The 16,512-nt window shown below is 74.1% G+C and carries 13 protein-coding genes; 4 read left to right on the top strand and 9 right to left on the bottom strand.

The features are described from left to right. The first annotated feature begins 89 nt into the window (after positions 1 to 89). Positions 90 to 587 carry a MarR family winged helix-turn-helix transcriptional regulator gene (locus ACFP1Z_RS18225; RefSeq protein ID WP_390317474.1) on the top strand — a complete coding sequence of 166 codons (498 nt, stop codon included), beginning with the start codon at positions 90 to 92 and terminating at the stop codon, positions 585 to 587. Between the two features lie 40 nt (positions 588 to 627). Here the strand turns inward: ACFP1Z_RS18225 and ACFP1Z_RS18220 are convergent, their stop codons facing one another. After that, positions 628 to 1,401: a LuxR C-terminal-related transcriptional regulator gene (locus ACFP1Z_RS18220; protein ID WP_390317588.1), complete on the bottom strand. Its 774-nt coding sequence runs from the start codon at positions 1,399 to 1,401 to the stop codon at positions 628 to 630. Between the two features lie 243 nt (positions 1,402 to 1,644). On the opposite strand from ACFP1Z_RS18220, the gene ACFP1Z_RS18215 reads away from it, so the two are divergent. Beyond that, positions 1,645 to 2,085 (top strand): GNAT family N-acetyltransferase, encoded by a 441-nt coding sequence (locus tag ACFP1Z_RS18215; protein WP_390317473.1) that lies wholly within the window; start codon positions 1,645 to 1,647, stop codon positions 2,083 to 2,085. A gap of 72 nt (positions 2,086 to 2,157) precedes the next feature. Here ACFP1Z_RS18215 and galK read toward each other — a convergent pair whose 3' ends face one another. Genes galK through galT form a run of 3 tightly spaced genes read right to left on the bottom strand, consistent with a single transcriptional unit; the run spans position 2,158 to position 5,362 of the window. Continuing rightward, positions 2,158 to 3,327, bottom strand: coding sequence for a galactokinase (gene galK / locus ACFP1Z_RS18210; RefSeq protein ID WP_390317472.1), 1,170 nt, complete (start codon positions 3,325 to 3,327; stop codon positions 2,158 to 2,160). After that, on the bottom strand, positions 3,324 to 4,295 hold the full coding sequence (gene galE, locus ACFP1Z_RS18205) for a UDP-glucose 4-epimerase GalE (protein WP_390317471.1): 972 nt from the start codon (positions 4,293 to 4,295) through the stop codon (positions 3,324 to 3,326). Before galE ends, galK begins: the two co-directional genes overlap by 4 nt. Beyond that, positions 4,292 to 5,362, bottom strand: coding sequence for a galactose-1-phosphate uridylyltransferase (gene galT / locus ACFP1Z_RS18200; RefSeq protein ID WP_390317469.1), 1,071 nt, complete (start codon positions 5,360 to 5,362; stop codon positions 4,292 to 4,294). Before galT ends, galE begins: the two co-directional genes overlap by 4 nt. 186 nt (positions 5,363 to 5,548) lie before the next feature. Here galT and ACFP1Z_RS18195 point away from each other — a divergent pair, with 186 nt between their 5' ends. Next, on the top strand, positions 5,549 to 7,231 hold the full coding sequence (locus ACFP1Z_RS18195) for a sodium:solute symporter family protein (RefSeq protein ID WP_390317468.1): 1,683 nt from the start codon (positions 5,549 to 5,551) through the stop codon (positions 7,229 to 7,231). 250 nt (positions 7,232 to 7,481) lie between these two features. Next, the gene (locus ACFP1Z_RS18190) at positions 7,482 to 7,748 is read left to right on the top strand and encodes a hypothetical protein (protein ID WP_390317467.1); all 267 of its coding nucleotides are present in this window, start codon (positions 7,482 to 7,484) and stop codon (positions 7,746 to 7,748) included. 38 nt (positions 7,749 to 7,786) lie between these two features. On the opposite strand, the gene ACFP1Z_RS18185 is transcribed toward ACFP1Z_RS18190, so the two are convergent. The 5 genes from ACFP1Z_RS18185 to ACFP1Z_RS18165 all read right to left on the bottom strand — a co-directional run bounded on the left by ACFP1Z_RS18185 (position 7,787) and on the right by ACFP1Z_RS18165 (position 16,512). Further along, positions 7,787 to 8,548 carry a response regulator transcription factor gene (locus tag ACFP1Z_RS18185; protein ID WP_390317466.1) on the bottom strand — a complete coding sequence of 254 codons (762 nt, stop codon included), beginning with the start codon at positions 8,546 to 8,548 and terminating at the stop codon, positions 7,787 to 7,789. Positions 8,549 to 8,894: 346 nt separating this feature from the next. Next, positions 8,895 to 10,673 carry an outer membrane protein assembly factor BamB family protein gene (locus ACFP1Z_RS18180; RefSeq protein ID WP_390317465.1) on the bottom strand — a complete coding sequence of 593 codons (1,779 nt, stop codon included), beginning with the start codon at positions 10,671 to 10,673 and terminating at the stop codon, positions 8,895 to 8,897. Between the two features lie 272 nt (positions 10,674 to 10,945). Further along, positions 10,946 to 12,766, bottom strand: a complete 1,821-nt coding sequence (locus ACFP1Z_RS18175; protein WP_390317464.1) for an ABC-F family ATP-binding cassette domain-containing protein — start codon at positions 12,764 to 12,766, stop codon at positions 10,946 to 10,948. 104 nt (positions 12,767 to 12,870) lie between these two features. Then, positions 12,871 to 15,420 carry an ABC transporter permease gene (locus tag ACFP1Z_RS18170; RefSeq protein WP_390317462.1) on the bottom strand — a complete coding sequence of 850 codons (2,550 nt, stop codon included), beginning with the start codon at positions 15,418 to 15,420 and terminating at the stop codon, positions 12,871 to 12,873. Positions 15,421 to 15,588: 168 nt separating this feature from the next. Further along, positions 15,589 to 16,512: a 4-(cytidine 5'-diphospho)-2-C-methyl-D-erythritol kinase gene (locus ACFP1Z_RS18165; protein WP_390317461.1), complete on the bottom strand. Its 924-nt coding sequence runs from the start codon at positions 16,510 to 16,512 to the stop codon at positions 15,589 to 15,591.

Raw genomic sequence — 16,512 nt, 5'->3', positions numbered from 1 at the left:
GGTGGCGCGCACCGGCTCGGGTCCAGCTTCCCCACAACTTCTCTCGACGTCAAGAGACTTCATGTCGACAGACCGTTTACACTGTCTCCATGGAGGACGAGGTCGATCGGCTTGTCTCGGCATGGCGCCGCGAGCGCCCGGACCTCGACGTGGAACCGCTTGAGGTGCTGAGCCGGGTGAGCAGGCTCGCGCGCCATCTCGACCGGGCCCGCCGGACCGCCTTCGCCGAGCACCAGCTGGAGCCCTGGGAGTTCGACGTGCTGACGTCGCTGCGCCGGGCCGGGGCCCCCTATCAGCTCTCTCCCGGACAGCTGCTGACCCAGACCCTGGTCACCTCGGGCACGATGACCAACCGCATCGACCGCCTGGCGAAGAAGGGCCTGGTCGAGCGGCTGCCGGATCCGAACGACCGGCGGGGCGTGCTCGTCCGGCTCACCGACGAGGGCCGCGACCGCGCGGACGCCGCCCTGGCGGGGCTGCTGGAGCAGGAGCGGACGATCCTCGCGGAGCTCCCCCACGGCCGGCGCCGCGAACTGGCCGATCTGCTGCGCCAGTTGACGGCGCCGTTCGACAACGTGCCGGGCTGACCCGGCGCCGCCCGCCCGGAGGGCCGTGCCACCCGGAGGGCTATCCCGTGCTGCCCACCGCCGGCAGATCCTCCACCGGGCCCACGCCCGCGCGGCGGGCCAGGGCCACGGCCGCGAGCGTGGAGTGCACGCCCAGCTTGCCCAGCACGTTCTGCATGTGCGTACGGACCGTGTGCGGCGAGAGATACAGGCGCTCGGCGACGGCCTTGCGCCCCAGGCCCGCCACCATGCACCGCAGCACCTCGCGCTCGCGCGGGGTCAGCGACTCCACGAGCCGCTCGCTCTCCGTGCGGTGCTTACGGGCCGCGGTCAACTCCCGCAGGACGCCCGTGAGCAGCGCGGGCGGCAGATGCGTCTCGTCCCGCAGCACCCCGCGGATGACCGCCAGCAGCCGCGAGAGCGAACAGTCCTTGGCGACCCAGCCGCCGGCCCCGGCCTGCAGCGCGGCGGCCGCCCGCCGCGGGTCGTCCCGCTCGGCCAGCACGACCGTGCGCACGGCCGGCTGGGCCGTGCGGACCGCCGTCACGAGCGAGAGACCGTCCACCACACCGCCCTCGCCCGGCGGACCGGTGTCGTGGACCGGCGGGCGCAGCGGCGCCGGCCCCGGGTCCGTGAGCCCCGTGCCCAGATCCGCGTCGACCAGCAGCACGTCGAAACGGCGGCCCTCGCCGGCCGAGCGCTCCAGGGCGCGCAGCGCGGCCGGGCCGCTGCCCGCCGCCGCGACGTCCACGTCCTGCTCGGCCGCCAGGGCGGCGGCCAGCGACTCGGCGAAGATGCGGTGATCGTCCACCACCAGTACCCGGATTCGTGCCACAGCCACCCCCATCTCCCGGCAGACGGACCAGAGCCGGCACGGCGCCCGGACCGGGGCCGCCCCACGCGCACGGCCGCCGCCGCGCCCCGCCGGACCCTGCCCCGCCCCGGGCGTCGTACCTGTCTGTCCCGCCCCCTGATCAGCTCCGGCCCCCACCGGCGCTGTGCTTCAGCGTACGGCCGGGGTCCGACATCGGAAGGCGAATGGCGAAAGTGCCTGTCCCGCCTGTTTATCGTGAGTTTTGTGTTCAGCATTGATGCGGTGAACGACCCGGAACGACGTGATGTGGTCCATGCGCGACTGCGCGCGGCCAACGATGCCCGCTCGCCCGTGTTGCGCGCGTTGCGTGAGTCAACTCAGCTGAATTCTGAGCCCCTTGAGGTCTACGCGTCGGGCCCGGACGGAGCGCTCGCGGGCGGACTCGTCGGCCATACGCAGTTCGGCTGGCTGCACATCGACCTGCTGTGGGTGGACGAGCCGTATCGGGGTGCGGGCCTGGGTTCGCGCCTGGTGGTGCGCGCCGAGGAGATCGCGCGGAACGAACGCGACTGCCCGCGCGCCCGGGTGGAGAGCTGGGACTTCCAAGCGCCCGGCTTCTACCGGAGGTTGGGCTACCGGGTGGCGGCGACGGTGCCGGACCATCCACCGGGGATCACCGACTACCTGCTGGTCAAGGAGCTGTAGCGGGTACGGGCCGGGGGCCGCGCCCTCGGCTCTCCGCCCCGCCCCGGGGCCGCCCGTCCCGCCCTCCCCGGCTCAGGCCGCCCGCCGCGCCCCCGGCCCCGGCTCCGCCGTGAGCACGCGCGGCCTCCGCAGACCGGCGGCGGCGAACGCGGCGGCGACGCCCTTCGCCACCCGCTCCGCGTCCTCCTCCGCGACGAGCACGACCGCCGAGCCGCCGAAGCCGCCGCCGGTCATGCGCGCCCCGAGCGCGCCCGCCCCGTTCGCGGCCGCGACGGCCAGGTCGAGTTCGGGGCAGGAGACCGCGAAGTCGTCGCGCAGCGAGGCGTGTCCGGCGGTCAGCAGCGGCCCGACGGCCCGCGGCCGCCCCGCGTCCAGGAGGGCGACGGTGCGGGCGACACGGTCGTTCTCGGTGACGACGTGCCGCACGAGCCGGCGGGCCGCCCCGTCCGGCAGGGCGCCGAGGGCGTCGTCCAGGGACGCGTAGGGCACGTCACGCAGGGCGCGTACGCCCAGCGCGCGGGCCGCCGCCTCACAACCGGCGCGCCGCTTCGCGTACGAGCCGTCCGCGAGGTCGTGCTCGACCCGGGTGTCGACGACGAGCAGCCGCAGTCCGGCCGCCGCCGGGCCGAAGGGCACGTGCCGCCGGGTCAGTTCGCGGGTGTCCAGATGCAGGACGTGGCCGGCGGTGCAGCAGGCGGCGGCCGTTTGGTCCATGATCCCGCAGGGGACGCCGACGTGCTCGTTCTCGGCACGGCGGCACAGCAGGGCGGTCTCCTCGCGGGAGAGCCCCAGTCCGTACAGCTCGTCGAGCGCGAGCGCGGTGGCGACCTCCAGGGCGGCGGAGGAGGAGAGCCCGGCCCCGGCCGGCACCTCGCTCTCGACGTGCAGATCGGCGCCGCCCACGCGGTGACCCGCGGCCCGCAGGGCGCGGACGACACCGGCGGGGTAGGCCGCCCACCCGGTGCCCGCCGCCGGAGTGTCCGGGGCGAGCTCGGCCACGCCGCCGGGGACGGCGGCGGAGTGCGCCCGCAGCAGCCCGTCCGCGCGCGGGGCCGCCGCCACGAAGGTGCTCTGCCGCAGGGCGAAGGGCAGCACGAACCCGTCGTTGTAGTCGGTGTGTTCACCGATGAGATTGACCCGCCCGGGAGCGGCCCACACCCCGGCGGGCCCGTACCCGAACACGGCCCGGAACCCGTCGCACGCGGCACGGGCTGTGTCACGCTCCGGTACCCCGCCGCTCACCGCTCCCCCGCCCCGGCGGCGCCCCGTGCGAAGGCCCACGCGTCCGCCACGATGTCCTCCAGGTCCGGCCGGGACGGCCGCCAGCCGAGGACTTCGCGGGCGCGGGCGGCGGAGGCGACCAGCACGGCCGGGTCGCCCTCGCGGCGCGCGGCGGGGACGGCCGGGATGGGGTGGCCGGTCACCTTGCGGGCGGTTTCGATGACCTCGCGCACCGAGAAGCCGCTGCCGTTGCCGAGGTTGCAGATCAGGTGCTCGCCGTCGCGGGCGGCGGACAGGGCGAGCAGATGGGCCTCGGCGAGGTCGGCGACGTGGAGGTAGTCGCGCACGCACGTGCCGTCGGGGGTGGGGTAGTCCTGCCCGTACACCGCGACCGCCGCGCGCTCGCCGAGGGCGACCTGGAGGACGAGCGGGATCAGGTGCGACTCGGGGGTGTGCCGCTCCCCGTACGGCCCGTACGCGCCCGCGACGTTGAAGTACCGCAGCGAGACGGCGGCCAGGCCGTGCGCCGCGCACTCGCCGCCGATCATGTGGTCGACGGCGAGCTTGGTCGCCCCGTACGGGCTGGTGGGCGCCGTCGGCGCGGCCTCGGTGACCGGCACCGCGGACGGCTCCCCGTACGTGGCGGCGGTGGAGGAGAAGACGAGGGTGCGCACCCCGGCGTCGCGCATCGCGGCCAGCAACTCGGCGGTGCCGCCCACGTTGTTGCGCCAGTACGGTTCGGGGTCGGCGACGGACTGGCCGACCTGGGAGAAGGCGGCGAAGTGGAGCACGGCGTCGTAGGAGCTGTCGAGCCGCCGCGCGGCGTCCTGCACGCGGCCCTCGACGAACTCGGCCCCCTCGGGGACACCCGCGCGGTGCCCCGTGGACAGGTCGTCCAGGACGGTCACGGTGTGGCCCGCGGCCAGCAGATGCGCGGTGACGACGCTGCCGATGTAACCGGCGCCGCCCGTGACCAGATACTTGCTCATGCGCTCGCTGCCTCTCGCAGTCGCCGGGCCGCGGCCTCCGGCGGCACGTCGTTGACGAAGACACTCATGCCCGATTCGGAACCGGCGAGGAACTTCAGCTTTCCGGCGGTGCGGCGGACGGTGAAGATCTCCAGGTGGAGCGCGAACTCCCCGCGCGCGGCATGCCGGAAGGGCGCCTGGTGCCAGCCCGAGACATACGGCGTGGGCCCCCCGGCGGCACCTTCCTCCTGCCCCGCGAAGATCCGGTCGAACCGTCGCAGGAGTTCCAGGTACACCTGGGGGAACTCGGTGCGCGCGGCGTCGTCGAGCGCGAGCAGGTCGGGCACGCGGCGGCGCGGGTAGAGGTGCACCTCGTAGGGCCAGTGCGCGGCGTAGGGCACGAAGGCGGTCCAGTGCGCGGTGTCGAGGACGACACGGCGGCCGTCGGCGCGTTCGCGCTCCACGGTGTCGTCGAACAGGTTGCGCCCGCCGGTGTGTTCGCGGTGCGCGGCGGCCCGCTCCAGCATGCGCGCGGTGCGCGGGGTGACGAAGGGGTAGCCGTAGATCTGCCCGTGCGGGTGGGCGAGGGTCACCCCGATCTCCCGGCCGCGGTTCTCGAAGCAGAACACCTGCCGCACGGCGGGGAGATGGGCGAGCTCGGCCGTACGGTCGGTCCACACGGCGAGGACGAGGGCGGCGCGGTCGGGGCTCAGGCCGGCGAACGAGGCGTCGTGGTCGGGAGTGAAGCAGACGACCTCGCACCGGCCGGTGTCCCCGGCGAACGAGGGGAAGCGGTTCTCGAAGACGACGACGTCGTAGTCGGCGGCGGGGATCTCTGTGGGACGGCCGGGGCGCGAGGGGCACAGCGGGCAGGCGTCGGCGGGCGGGTGGTGCGTACGGGCCTGCCGGTGCGAGGCGATGGCGACGCAGTCGCCCAGGAGCGCGTCGTGGCGCAGTTCGCCGGCGGAGTCCGGGAGGCGGCGGGGGCCGAGGGACCGCGTGTCGACGGTTTCGCGCACGACGTCGTCGCGCAGGTCGTAGTAGAGCAGTTCGCGCCCGTCCGCGAGGCGGGTCGCCGTCTTCTTCACGCGGGGAACTCCCATCGCGCAGCATCCAACACAACTCGATACAACTCAACACAATGAAGCACCCCCTGGGAGCCGGGTCAACATCACAATCCAACAAACAGCGTCATCCGAAGTGTTCAGATTCCGGACTCCAACGCGTAGCTTTGCGCGCGTCGTTGGCGATCCGCGTCCCGCCGGAGGTGACCCGTGCCCGCGCCCGCGCACGAACTGGCCCAGGGGCTGCGCCTGCCCGTGAACGGGCTCGACTACGCCCTGCTGGGCCTGTACTTCGCCGTGGTGCTGGGCATCGGCGTCGCCGCCCGCCGCTCGGTCCGCACCAGCCTGGACTTCTTCCTCTCGGGCCGCGCGCTGCCCGCCTGGGTGACCGGGCTCGCCTACGTCGCCGCGAACCTCGGCGCCACCGAGATCCTGGGCATGGCCGCCAACGGGGCCCAGTACGGGGCGTACACGGTGCACTGGTACTGGATCGGCGCCGTGCCCGCCATGGTCTTCCTGGGCCTGGTGATGATGCCGTTCTACTACGGCTCGAAGGTGCGCTCGGTGCCGGAGTTCCTGCTGCGCCGCTTCGGTCCGGCCTCGCACCTGCTGTCGTCGGTCATCTTCGCGGTCTCCTCGGTGCTGATCGCGGGCGTGAACCTGTACGCGATGGCGATCGTGCTCCAGGCACTGCTCGGCTGGCCGCAGTGGGTGGCGATCGTCGTCGCCGGGTTCTTCGTGCTCGCCTACATCACCCTCGGCGGGCTGACCTCGGCCATCTACAACGAGGTGCTGCAGTTCTTCGTCATCCTCGCCGCGCTGGTCCCGCTGACCGTCGTGGGCGTCAAGCGGGTGGGCGGCTGGCACGGCCTGCACGACTCCCTGACGGACCGTCATCACGGCAACTTCCTGAGCGCGTGGGGCGGTACGGGCATCGGCGACCCCAACCCGCTCGGCGCGAACTGGCTGACCATCAGCCTCGGCCTCGGCTTCGTGCTGAGCTTCGGCTACTGGACGACCAACTTCGCCGAGGTACAGCGCGCGCTGTCCGCGAAGGACCTCGGGGCCGCCCGCCGCACCCCGCTCATCGCCGCCTTCCCCAAGATCCTCATACCCCTGGCCGTCGTCCTGCCCGGACTGCTCGCCGTCGTCATGGAACCGGCCCTGGGACAGGCGGGCAGCGGGCTCTCCTACAACGACGCGATCCCGGTCCTGATGCGCGACCTGCTGCCCAACGGGGTGCTGGGCCTCGCGGTCACCGGGCTGCTGGCCGCGTTCATGGCGGGCATGGCGGCCAACATCTCCTCCTTCAACACCGTGTTCACGTCCGACATCTGGGCCGGCTACGTGCGCAAGGGCCGCCCGGACGCGTACTACCTGGCCACCGGCCGCACGGTCACCGCGCTCGGTGTGCTGGCGGGGATGGGCACGGCGTTCATCGCCTCGTCCTTCTCCAACATCATGAACTACCTGCAGACACTGTTCTCGTTCTTCAACGTCCCGCTGTTCGCGGTCTTCATCATCGGGATGTTCTGGAAGCGGAGCACGCCCGCGGCGGGCTTCTGGGGGCTGGCCTCCGGCACGGCCGCCGCGATGGTCAACTACTTCTGGCTGTACAAGCAGCACGTGGTGGCCATCCCCTCGGACCAGGGCGCCAACTTCGTCTCCGCCATCGTGGCGTTCGCGGTCGCGGCGCTGGTGATGGTGGTGCTCACGCCGCTGACCCGGCCCAGGCCGCTGGAGCAACTGGCGGGCCTCGTCCACGGCACCGTCGCCCCGGGCACGGCCGGACCGCCGGCCCCCGGCGACGACGCCTGGTACCGGCGGCCCGCCCTGCTGGGCTGGGGAGCACTGCTGCTGGCGGCCGCGTGCTACGTCCCGTTCTCGCTTTGAACCCTCCCCCAGCTGAAGCAGGGGGATTCCTGGCTCACGCCGCCTGCGGACCGGCGGCCCGTCAGGTCTTCCGCGATCAACACCAGCCGGGTTGGAACCAGCCCGGTTCGGTACGGCAATGCCTGGAGGTGCTTGTGCCGGCTTGGTTCTCGCTCAGCACGTCGTACGCGCTTGGTTCTCGCAACGCACGGAGTACAGCCTACCCGCTCGCGTGGGAGGACTTCCGCAATTCCCGGCAGTGGAGGGCAACATGAGCGACGACCCGCAGAACACCCGGGAACGGCGCTCCGCGACCGCCTCCCGGCTTTTCGACGTCCGCCTGGTCATCGGCGGCCTGTTCGCCGTCTACGGGCTCGTCGTGACCGTGGCGGGCCTTTCGGCCTCGGACGCGGACCTGGCCAAGGCCGAGGGCATCAACATCAACCTCTGGACGGGGCTGGGCATGCTGGCGCTCGCGGCGTTCTTCCTGGTGTGGGCCACGGTACGCCCGGCGAACCGGACGAAGGAACGACCGTAATCCTGTAGGGGGCCCGGGAGTTGCCCCCCGGGCCGGCATCAGGGGCCGCCCTGCGGTCCCACCAGAGGACGCGCCGGACCGCGCACCGGAGGACCCCCCGGGGGCCTGACGGCCTGCTGCCGCTCCGGGGCCGCCGCGGACGCCGCCCGCTCCAGCAGGCCCGTACGGGCCGCGAGGGCCGCCGCCTCCAGCCGGGAGCCCACCCCCAGCTTCATCAGCACACGCTGCACGTGCGTGCGCGCCGTGCTCGGCGCTATCCCCATGCCCGCGGCGATCAGCCGGGTGTCCTCGCCCTCGGCGACCCGCACCAAAACCTCGACCTCGCGCGGGGTCAGCAGCTGCAGCAGCCGGGCGCCCTCGTCGTCGGGCTGGGCGGCCGGGTTGAGCAGCTCGGTGAACGCGCCCTGCAGCAGCTGCGGATCGACCGCGGCCTCCCCCGCCCGCGCCTTGATCATCGCCCGTTCGACGCCCTCGATGCGCTCGTTGTGCCGCACATAGCCCGAGGCGCCCGAGGCGAACGCGGCCGCGATGCCCAGCGGGCTCGGCACGGGCCCGAGCACCACGACGGCGACCTGCGGCCGCTCCCGTTTGATCCGCACCACCGGGTCGAAGGCCCCGGGCTCCGCCGGGGCCGCCGTGCCCAGCAGGCACACCTCCGGGGCACGGCTGATCACCAGGTCCGCCGCTCCCGCGCTCGGCGCGGCCGCGGCCAGCACCCGGTGCCCGCGCAGCTTCAGGGCCGAGGCGAGCGCCTCGGCCAGCAGTCGGTGATCGTCGACCACCATGAGCCGCACGCCCATGCGCTTGTGCCCCCCTGTCGCCCGCGTACGTCTCTTCTCCGGCCTCTTGCCCCCGGAAGCTACACGCTTGTTCGACGTTCCGCGCCCCCTACCGGTGAGAAGTCCCCCGGAATGCCGAAATCCCTGCCAATCACGTGTACTTCGCGACTGAAACGGATCGTTCAGGCAGGAAGGCGCGATGGACAGGGAAGGCGGCCGCAACGGACCGCTTCGGCCTCGCAACGGACGTCATCGCGCGTCAAACCGGTCGGGAACGGCTGACGCGACCGTACCGGTTCCGGCGGCGACGTCAACTCCGCCGTCAGCACGGCAAGTCGACGCGACGACAACCTTTGCGCGAGCGGGCTCACTCACCCCCGAAGGCGAGCATGAGGTAGCGCTTGTCCATGCCGGCCGTGCTCTTGGTGGCGTAGTGGTTGCCGAGGAAGAGCCGGCCACCGGCCCAGATCGCCGACTGGTAGCCGGGCGAGAGACTGCTCTCGGTACGGGCCGTGGAGTCGGCGTTCTTCAGCAGGACCGCGCTCCGGAACGTCCTCGGGTCGATCCGCAGCACCCGGCCGCCCGCGTTCCAGGTGGGGTTCTGGTAGACGACGGGGTAGCCGTCGGCGTCGGTGCCCAGCGGGATCGTCTCGCTGCCGGGGGTGCCGTCCGTCTTGCCCTTGGTCTGGCCGCTCGCCAGGTCGAAGGCGACGATCTCGTTGACCTGGCCCGGCTGGTCGGCGTTGCCCGAGGCGTGCTGCTGGGTCGGCAGGTACAGGGTGTCCTTGGTGACCGCCGTCTTCGCGCAGCCCTCGACCTCGACGGACGGGCACTTCGGCTGGTACTTGCCGTTGCCCGTGGAGATCTTGGCGCGCAGCGTGCCGTCCTTGGCGCTGTCGTCGATCACCATGAAGTCGGAGGCGCTGTTGCCCGTGGAGTCGCCCGCCGCGACCGCGACGACCAGCGGGTCGGTGGAGACGATGTGCGGGTAGTTCAGCCCCGGCGGCAGCCGGAAGGAGGACCTGACCCCGCCGGAGGCCGCATCGAGGGTCTGCACGGTCACCAGCGGGCGGTCGTAGGCCCCGCAGCGGCGCACCGCGACCAGCTTGCCGCCGCCCCCGTAGCCCGCGTCCTTGCAGTCGTCGCCGGCCTTGGGCTTCCACAGCTCCTTGCCGTCGGCGAGCGACCAGGCCGCGCCGCCGGAGGTGCCGCCCGCGGCGACCGTGCCGCCGCCGATGGTCACCTCCTGGAAGGTGATGTCCTGGTCGCCGCTCTTGGCCGAGCGCTGCCACAGCTTCTCGCCCTTGTCGACGTCGAAGGCCACGAGCTGGGTGCAGGGCCCGCCGTACTGCTTGCGGTCACCGGGCTGGTTGGTGGCCTTGCCGTCGCCGACGAGCGCCACGGCCTTGCCGTCGGTGACCTTCGTCGCCCAGCACACGGCGCCGTCGAGCGGGAGTTCCCACTTCCTGCCGCCGGAGAAGTCATAGCCGACGATCTTGTAGACGTCGGCCTTGGCGACGACCTTGTCGGTGGCCCACATGCCGTTGACGTTGACCTGGTCGGGCACTTCCTGCTGCTCGACGCCGAACAGCAGCTTGCCGGCGGCGGCCTTGGGCGCGGCCTTGCCGCCGCCGCTGTCGTCCTGGCCCGAGTTGCCGCTCGCGGCGCCGCCGGTACCGCCGGCCCGGTCCTCGCTGTCACCGCCCTGCAGCGCGTACCAGACGCCGCCGCCGACGAGCAGCACGAGCGCGGCGGCCGCGCTCACGACGACGGCCAGGCGCCGGCGGCCGCCGCCGGAGGGCACCGGGGGCGTCCCGTACGGGGCCTGCGGGGCCCCGAAAGCGCCGGGCTGCGGGGACTGTCCGGGCGCCCCGTAGGGGCCGAACCGCCCCGGCTGCGGGGGCTGTCCGGGCTGCCCCGGGTAGCCGTAACCGCCAGGCGGCGGGGTCTGCGGGTAGCCGTAGCCGGGCGGGGCGACAGGCGGCGGGTAGCCGTACCCCGGCGCGCCGGGCGCGCCCTGCGGCGGGGCCGGGGGCTGCGCCGGCGGCGGACCGTACGAGGGGTTCGGCGCGCCGAAACCACCGCCCGGCTGCTCCGGCGGCATCCCCTGCGGCGGCTGGCTGGGCGGCTGGGGCGGCTGTGACATCGCTTTCCTCTTACGTGTGCGCGGGTCCGTCGCCCGGCCGCGTCTCCCCCGCGTTCCCGATGGCCGAAAACCGGCCGGGAAGGAGCGATTCGGGCGGGCGGCCCACCGGCCGTCGGCAGGCGAGCGGGAACTCTTTGTATCACCCGGCGCACACGGCGCACGGGCCGATACCGGTGGCGTCCACCACCCGATACCGGCCCGTGACGCGACCGTTGTGCGCGCCGCCGCCGGCTCCGCGCGCCGCCACGGTCAGCGGTTCGTCCCCCGTACGCTCATGCGTCGTCGGCGAGTTCCAGCCAGCGCAGCTCCAGTTCCTCGCGCTCGGCGGCGAGCCCGCGCAGCTCGGCGTCCAGCTTGGCGACCGCCTCGAAGTCGGTGGCCTGCTCGGCGATGGCCGCGTGCAGCTTCCCCTCCTGCTCGCCGATCCGGTCCAGGCGGCGCTCGATCTTCTGCAGCTCCTTCTTCGCGGCGCGGACCTCGGCCGCCGACTTCTGCGGCGCGTCCGCGGCGGCGGCCGGGGCGGGAGCGGCGGCGGCAGCCGCGGCGGCGGCCGTCTCGACGGCCTTCTGACGGCGCTCCAGGTATTCGTCGATGCCGCGCGGCAGCATCCGCAGCGTCCTGTCACCGAGCAGCGCGAGAACGCGGTCGGTGGTGCGCTCCACGAAGTACCGGTCGTGGCTGATGACCACCATCGAGCCCGGCCAGCCGTCGAGCAGGTCCTCCAGCTGCGTGAGCGTCTCGATGTCGAGGTCGTTGGTGGGCTCGTCGAGGAAGAGCACGTTGGGCTCGTCCATCAGCAGCCGCAGCAGCTGAAGCCGGCGCCGCTCACCGCCGGAGAGGTCACCGACGGGCGTCCACTGCTTCTCCTTGGTGAAACCGAACTTCTCGCACAGCTGGCCCGCCGTCATCTCCCGGCCCTTGCCGAGATCGACACGGTCACGCACCTGCTGCACGGCCTCCAGCACCCGCTTGGCCGGGTCGAGTTCGGCGACCTCCTGGGAGAGGTAGGCGAGCTTGACGGTCCTGCCGACGACGACCCGGCCGGCCGCGGGCTGCGCCTCGCCCTCGGTACGGGCGGCCTCGGCCAGCGCGCGCAGCAGCGAGGTCTTGCCCGCGCCGTTGACACCGACGAGGCCGATACGGTCGCCGGGGCCCAGCTGCCAGGTCAGGTGCTGCAACAGCACCTTGGGGCCGGCCTGGACGGTGACGTCCTCCAGGTCGAAGACGGTCCTGCCCAGCCGCGAGGACGCGAACTTCATCAGCTCGGAGCTGTCGCGCGGCGGCGGCACGTCCGCGATCAGCTCGTTGGCGGCCTCGATACGGAAGCGCGGCTTGCTGGTACGCGCCGGGGCACCCCGGCGCAGCCAGGCGAGCTCCTTGCGCATCATGTTCTGCCGCTTGGCCTCCTCGCTCGCGGCGATGCGCTCGCGCTCGGCACGCGCGAAGACGTAGTCGCTGTAGCCGCCCTCGTACTCGTGGACGGTGCCGCGCTGCACGTCCCACATGCGGGTGCAGACCTGGTCGAGGAACCAGCGGTCGTGGGTGACGCACACCAGCGCCGAGCGGCGCGCCCGCAGATGGCCGGCGAGCCAGGAGATGCCCTCGACGTCGAGGTGGTTGGTGGGCTCGTCCAGCACGATCAGGTCCGGCTCGCCGATCAGCAGCTTGGCGAGCGCGATGCGGCGGCGCTCGCCGCCGGAGAGCGGGCCGATGACGGTGTCCAGGCCGTCGGCGAAACCGGGCAGGTCCAGACCGCCGAAGAGGCCGGTGAGCACGTCGCGGATCTTCGCGTTGCCGGCCCACTCGTGGTCGGCGAGATCGCCGATCACCTCGTGCCGGATCGTCGCCGCCGGGTCGAGGGAGTCGTGCTGGGTGAGCACGCCCAGGCGCAGCCCGCCGGCGTGGGTGACCCGGCCCTTGTCCGCCTCCTCCAGCCTGGCCAGGACACGGATCAGGGTGGTCTTGCCGTCGCCGTTGCGGCCGACGACGCCGATCCGGTCGCCCTCGTTCACCCCGAGGGAGACGCCGTCGAGCAGCGCACGGGTGCCGTACACCTTGTCGACGGCTTCCAGATTGACGAGGTTGGTGGCCATTGCGCTCCTGCTCCGGCGCCTCGATCGGCGCGCACTGTGGAATCGGCCTTCCAGGGTAGTCGGCTCCCGGGGCCGCCCGCCGGGGCCCCGGGAGCCGGTGGCCCTCACGCCCGGGCGGCCACGACGGGGCGCGCCCGCAGGGCCCGCCAGGTGGGCACCAGGGTCGCGGCCAGGGTCAGGGCCAGGGCCGCCCCGGCGGCGGTGAGGCCGATCACGGGCGGGCCGGAGGGCAGCGGGCGGCCCGTCGCGGCGAGGCTCAGCGGCACCAGCGCGCAGGCCGCCGCGAGCGTGCCCAGCAGCAGGCCGACGGCGGCGACGAGGGTGCCCTCGACGGCCATCATGCGCAGTACCTGGCCCTTGGTCGACCCGGTCAGGCGCTGGACCGCGAACTCGCGGCGCCGGTTGCCGACCGCGACGACCGTGCTGTTGACGACCGTCAGCGCGGTGTAGGCGACGAGCATGCCGATGACGAGGTAGTTGACGGACGCCTGGGTGCGGCTGGTCCGCGCGTGCTCGGCGGTGACCGCGTCCCGGCCCTCGACCCGCAGGCCCGGATGCTGCCGGGCGAACTCCGCCAGCTGCCGGACGAGCCCGTCGGCGGGCGTGCCGTCGGCGGCGCGCACCAGGATCCGCCCCGGCAGTCCGGCAGTGGTGTGCGGGGCGAGCAGCTCGGCACTGGTGAGCGCGGTCTCGTAGCCCTCGCGGCCCCGGAAGAGGGCCACGACCCGCAGCCGCGCGGCCGTACCGTCGCCCAGCCGCAGGCCCAGGGTGTCGCCCGGGCCCAGGCCCATACGGCGGGCCAGGTGCTCGGGCAGGGCGACGGCGGAGCCGCGCAGCGCGTCCAGGCTGCCGGCGGTGACGTACGGCGCGAGCACCCTGTCGGCGCCGTCCGCGCCGATGCCCTGCAGCGGCAGGCCCTTCTTGCTCTCGCCGCCGTCGTGGGGGCGCACGGTGAAGGCGCGGCTGGTGACGTACGGGCTCGCGGCGGCGACCCCCGGCAGCGCGCGGAGGCGGTCGGCGAGCGCCGGGTCCACCCCGCCGGAGGCGGAGGTGATCACGGCGTCGGCGCGCAGGTCCTCGGCGAACACGCGCTCGCCCGCGGCGGCGATCGTCGACTGCAGGTAGAGGTTGCCGACGGCGATGGCGGTGGCGAGCATGACCGGGGTGGCGACGGCGGCCGTACGGGCCGTACGGGCCCGGCAGTTGAGCACGGCGAGCCGGCCGGCGGGGCCGGTCAGCAGCCGGACCGGCCAGTGCAGCAGCGCGGTGACGGCGCGGGTGAACCAGGGGCCGAGCAGGGCCAGGCCGACCGCCGCGCACATGACCGTCGGCCCCGCCGTGCTCGCGGCGACCGGCCCGCGCAGGACGAGCGCGGTCACCAGGCACAGGGCGGTGGCACCGGCCAGGAACAGCAGCCCGAGGACGATCCGCGGCGGCGTCGGCTCCCGCCGCTCCACGGCCGCTTCGCCCAGCGCCTCGACGGGGCGGGCACGCACGGCGCGCCGGGTCCCGATCAGGCTGCCGCCGACCGCCGTCAGCAGCAGCGCCCCGTACGCGGGCAGCGCCGGGATCCAGCCCTGCCGGAAGCGCACCGCCTGCGCGAGCATGCCCGAGTCGACGAGCACGTCGTACAGCCACCGTCCGGCGAGCGGCCCGACGGGCCACGCGGCCGCGCCCGCCAGCAGCATCACCAGCAGGGTCTCGCCGAGGAGCATGCGGCGCAGCTGTCCGGTGCCGGTGCCGATCGCGCGCAGCAGGGCGAGTTCCCGGGCGCGCTGCCGGGCCGCGAGTCCGACGGTGCCGGCGACGGCGAACACCGCGACGCAGACGACGAGACCGCCCACGGCGCCCGAGAGCGCGATCAAGTCCTGGGTGCCCTGAAGGACTTCGGGGTGCTCGGCGGCTCCGCGTCCGTCCCCCGTGAGGACGGTGACCGGCTGTCCCTCGAGGGCGTGCGCGACCCCCGCGCGCACGGCGGCCGGATCCGCGCCGGGCTCCGTGATCACCGCGATGCCGGCGACGCTGCCGGGCCGCCCCGACAGCCGTGCGGCCTCGGCGTCGCTGAAGAACAGTACGGGCTGCGGCACTTGGCGCCCGGCGGCGGGCGCGGCGACGCCGGTCACGCGGTACGCGGCGGAGCCGCCGTGCGCGGCGACGCGCACGCTGTCGCCCGTCCGGACGCCGGCGCGGCGGGCGAGCCCGGCGTCGAGCACGATGTCACCGGCGGCCGACGGGGCGCGCCCGTCGGCCAGTTGATAGGGGGTCAGCCGCGCCGACTCCCACCCGTGCGCCTGAACGGGCCGGGCCCCCTCTCCCGCGAGTACGGCGGCGTCGAAGGCGCGCTCCCCCACGGCCGCCCGCACTCCGGGCACGGCCCGCACCCGCCGCGTCAACTCCTCCGGGAGCTCGACGCGTTCGGCGAGCACGGTCGTCTTCTTGTGCTTCTTGCCCGTCGACAGCTGGTGTGTGCGGTCCCCGGTGACGACGAGACCGGCCCCGGCGAGCCGCTGCGGCGGCACCTCGCCGCGGATCCCGGTCTCCATCAGCCCGCCGCACGCCATGACGAGGACCGCGCCGATGAACAGCGCGAGGAAAGTGGCGACGAAGCCGCCCGTCCGATACCGCAGCGAACGCGCCGCGAGCTTGCCGATCACACCCGTACCCTCTGCTGTTCCGACCGCTCCAGCGGCTCGGTCCGACCCTAGGCACGCGACGCGGCGGGTCCCATGGGAACAGCGGGCGGGTGCGGGGTGGGGGCAGCCCTACCGCGGGGCGGGGGTCAGTCAGGCCAGCACGGCGACGGCCCGGACCCGGGCGGCGGTTCAGGCGACGACCGTCGCCCCCGCCACCGGCCCCTCCGCCACCCGGACCGCCCGGCAGGTGCCCGAGGCGGCCAGGAGTTCGGCGGTCTTCAGGGCCTCTTCGGGGCCCGGGGCGAGGAAGGCCGTCGTCGGGCCGGAGCCGGAGACCATGGCGGCCAGGGCGCCCGCCTGTGTGCCGGCGGCGAGGGTGGCGGCCAGGTCCGGGCGCAGGGAGAGGGCCGCCGGCTGGAGGTCGTTGGTGACGGCCGCGGCGAGCGCGGGGGCGTCGCCGGTGCGCAGGGCCGCGAGGAGGGCGGGGGACGCCTCGGGGTCGGGGACGTCGGCCGAGGTCGCGCCCTGTCCCGAGGACTCGCGCAGGCGGTCGCACTCCCCGTAGACGGCCGGTGTGGACAGTCCGCCGTCGGCGACGGCGAACACCCAGGAGAAGGAGCCGGCGGTCTCCAGCGGGGTGAGCAGTTCGCCGCGCCCGCGGCCCAGCGCGGCCCCGCCGACGAGGCTGAAGGGCACGTCGCTGCCCAACTCGGCGCAGATCTCCAGCAGTTCCTCGCGCGGGGCGGCGGTGCCCCACAGCGCGTCGCAGGCCAGCAGGGCGCCCGCGCCGTCCGCGCTGCCGCCGGCCATGCCGCCGGCGACGGGGATGTCCTTGTCGATGTGGATGTGGACGTCGGCGGTGCGCCCGTAGCGGGCGGCGAGCAGCCGGGCCGCGCGCGCGGCGAGGTTGGATCCGTCCAGGGGGACCTGCCCGGCGTCCGGTCCGGCGCAGGTGATCCGCATCCCGTCGGCGTGCGTGACGGTGACCTCGTCGTACAGGCCGACGGCGAGGAAGACGTTGGCGAGGTCGTGGAAGCCGTCCGGCCGCAGTCCGCCCACGGCGAGCTGGACGTTGACCTTGGCGGGTACGCGGACGGTGACGGACGCGGTCAC

Origin of the sequence: Streptomyces gamaensis (assembly GCF_042656465.1) — a bacterium.
GTDB lineage: Bacteria > Actinomycetota > Actinomycetes > Streptomycetales > Streptomycetaceae > Streptomyces > Streptomyces gamaensis.
The sequence above is the reverse complement of the archived record's forward strand: the minus strand, read 5'-3'. Positions and strand labels throughout refer to the sequence as shown.

Coding starts and splice junctions, on each gene's coding strand:
- ACFP1Z_RS18225 (WP_390317474.1), top strand. CDS start 90: ATGGAGGACGAGGTCGATCGGCTTGTCTCGGCATGGCGCCGCGAGCGC.
- galE (WP_390317471.1), bottom strand. CDS start 4,295: ATGAGCAAGTATCTGGTCACGGGCGGCGCCGGTTACATCGGCAGCGTC.
- ACFP1Z_RS18190 (WP_390317467.1), top strand. CDS start 7,482: ATGAGCGACGACCCGCAGAACACCCGGGAACGGCGCTCCGCGACCGCC.
- ACFP1Z_RS18185 (WP_390317466.1), bottom strand. CDS start 8,548: ATGGGCGTGCGGCTCATGGTGGTCGACGATCACCGACTGCTGGCCGAG.
- ACFP1Z_RS18180 (WP_390317465.1), bottom strand. CDS start 10,673: ATGTCACAGCCGCCCCAGCCGCCCAGCCAGCCGCCGCAGGGGATGCCG.
- ACFP1Z_RS18175 (WP_390317464.1), bottom strand. CDS start 12,766: ATGGCCACCAACCTCGTCAATCTGGAAGCCGTCGACAAGGTGTACGGC.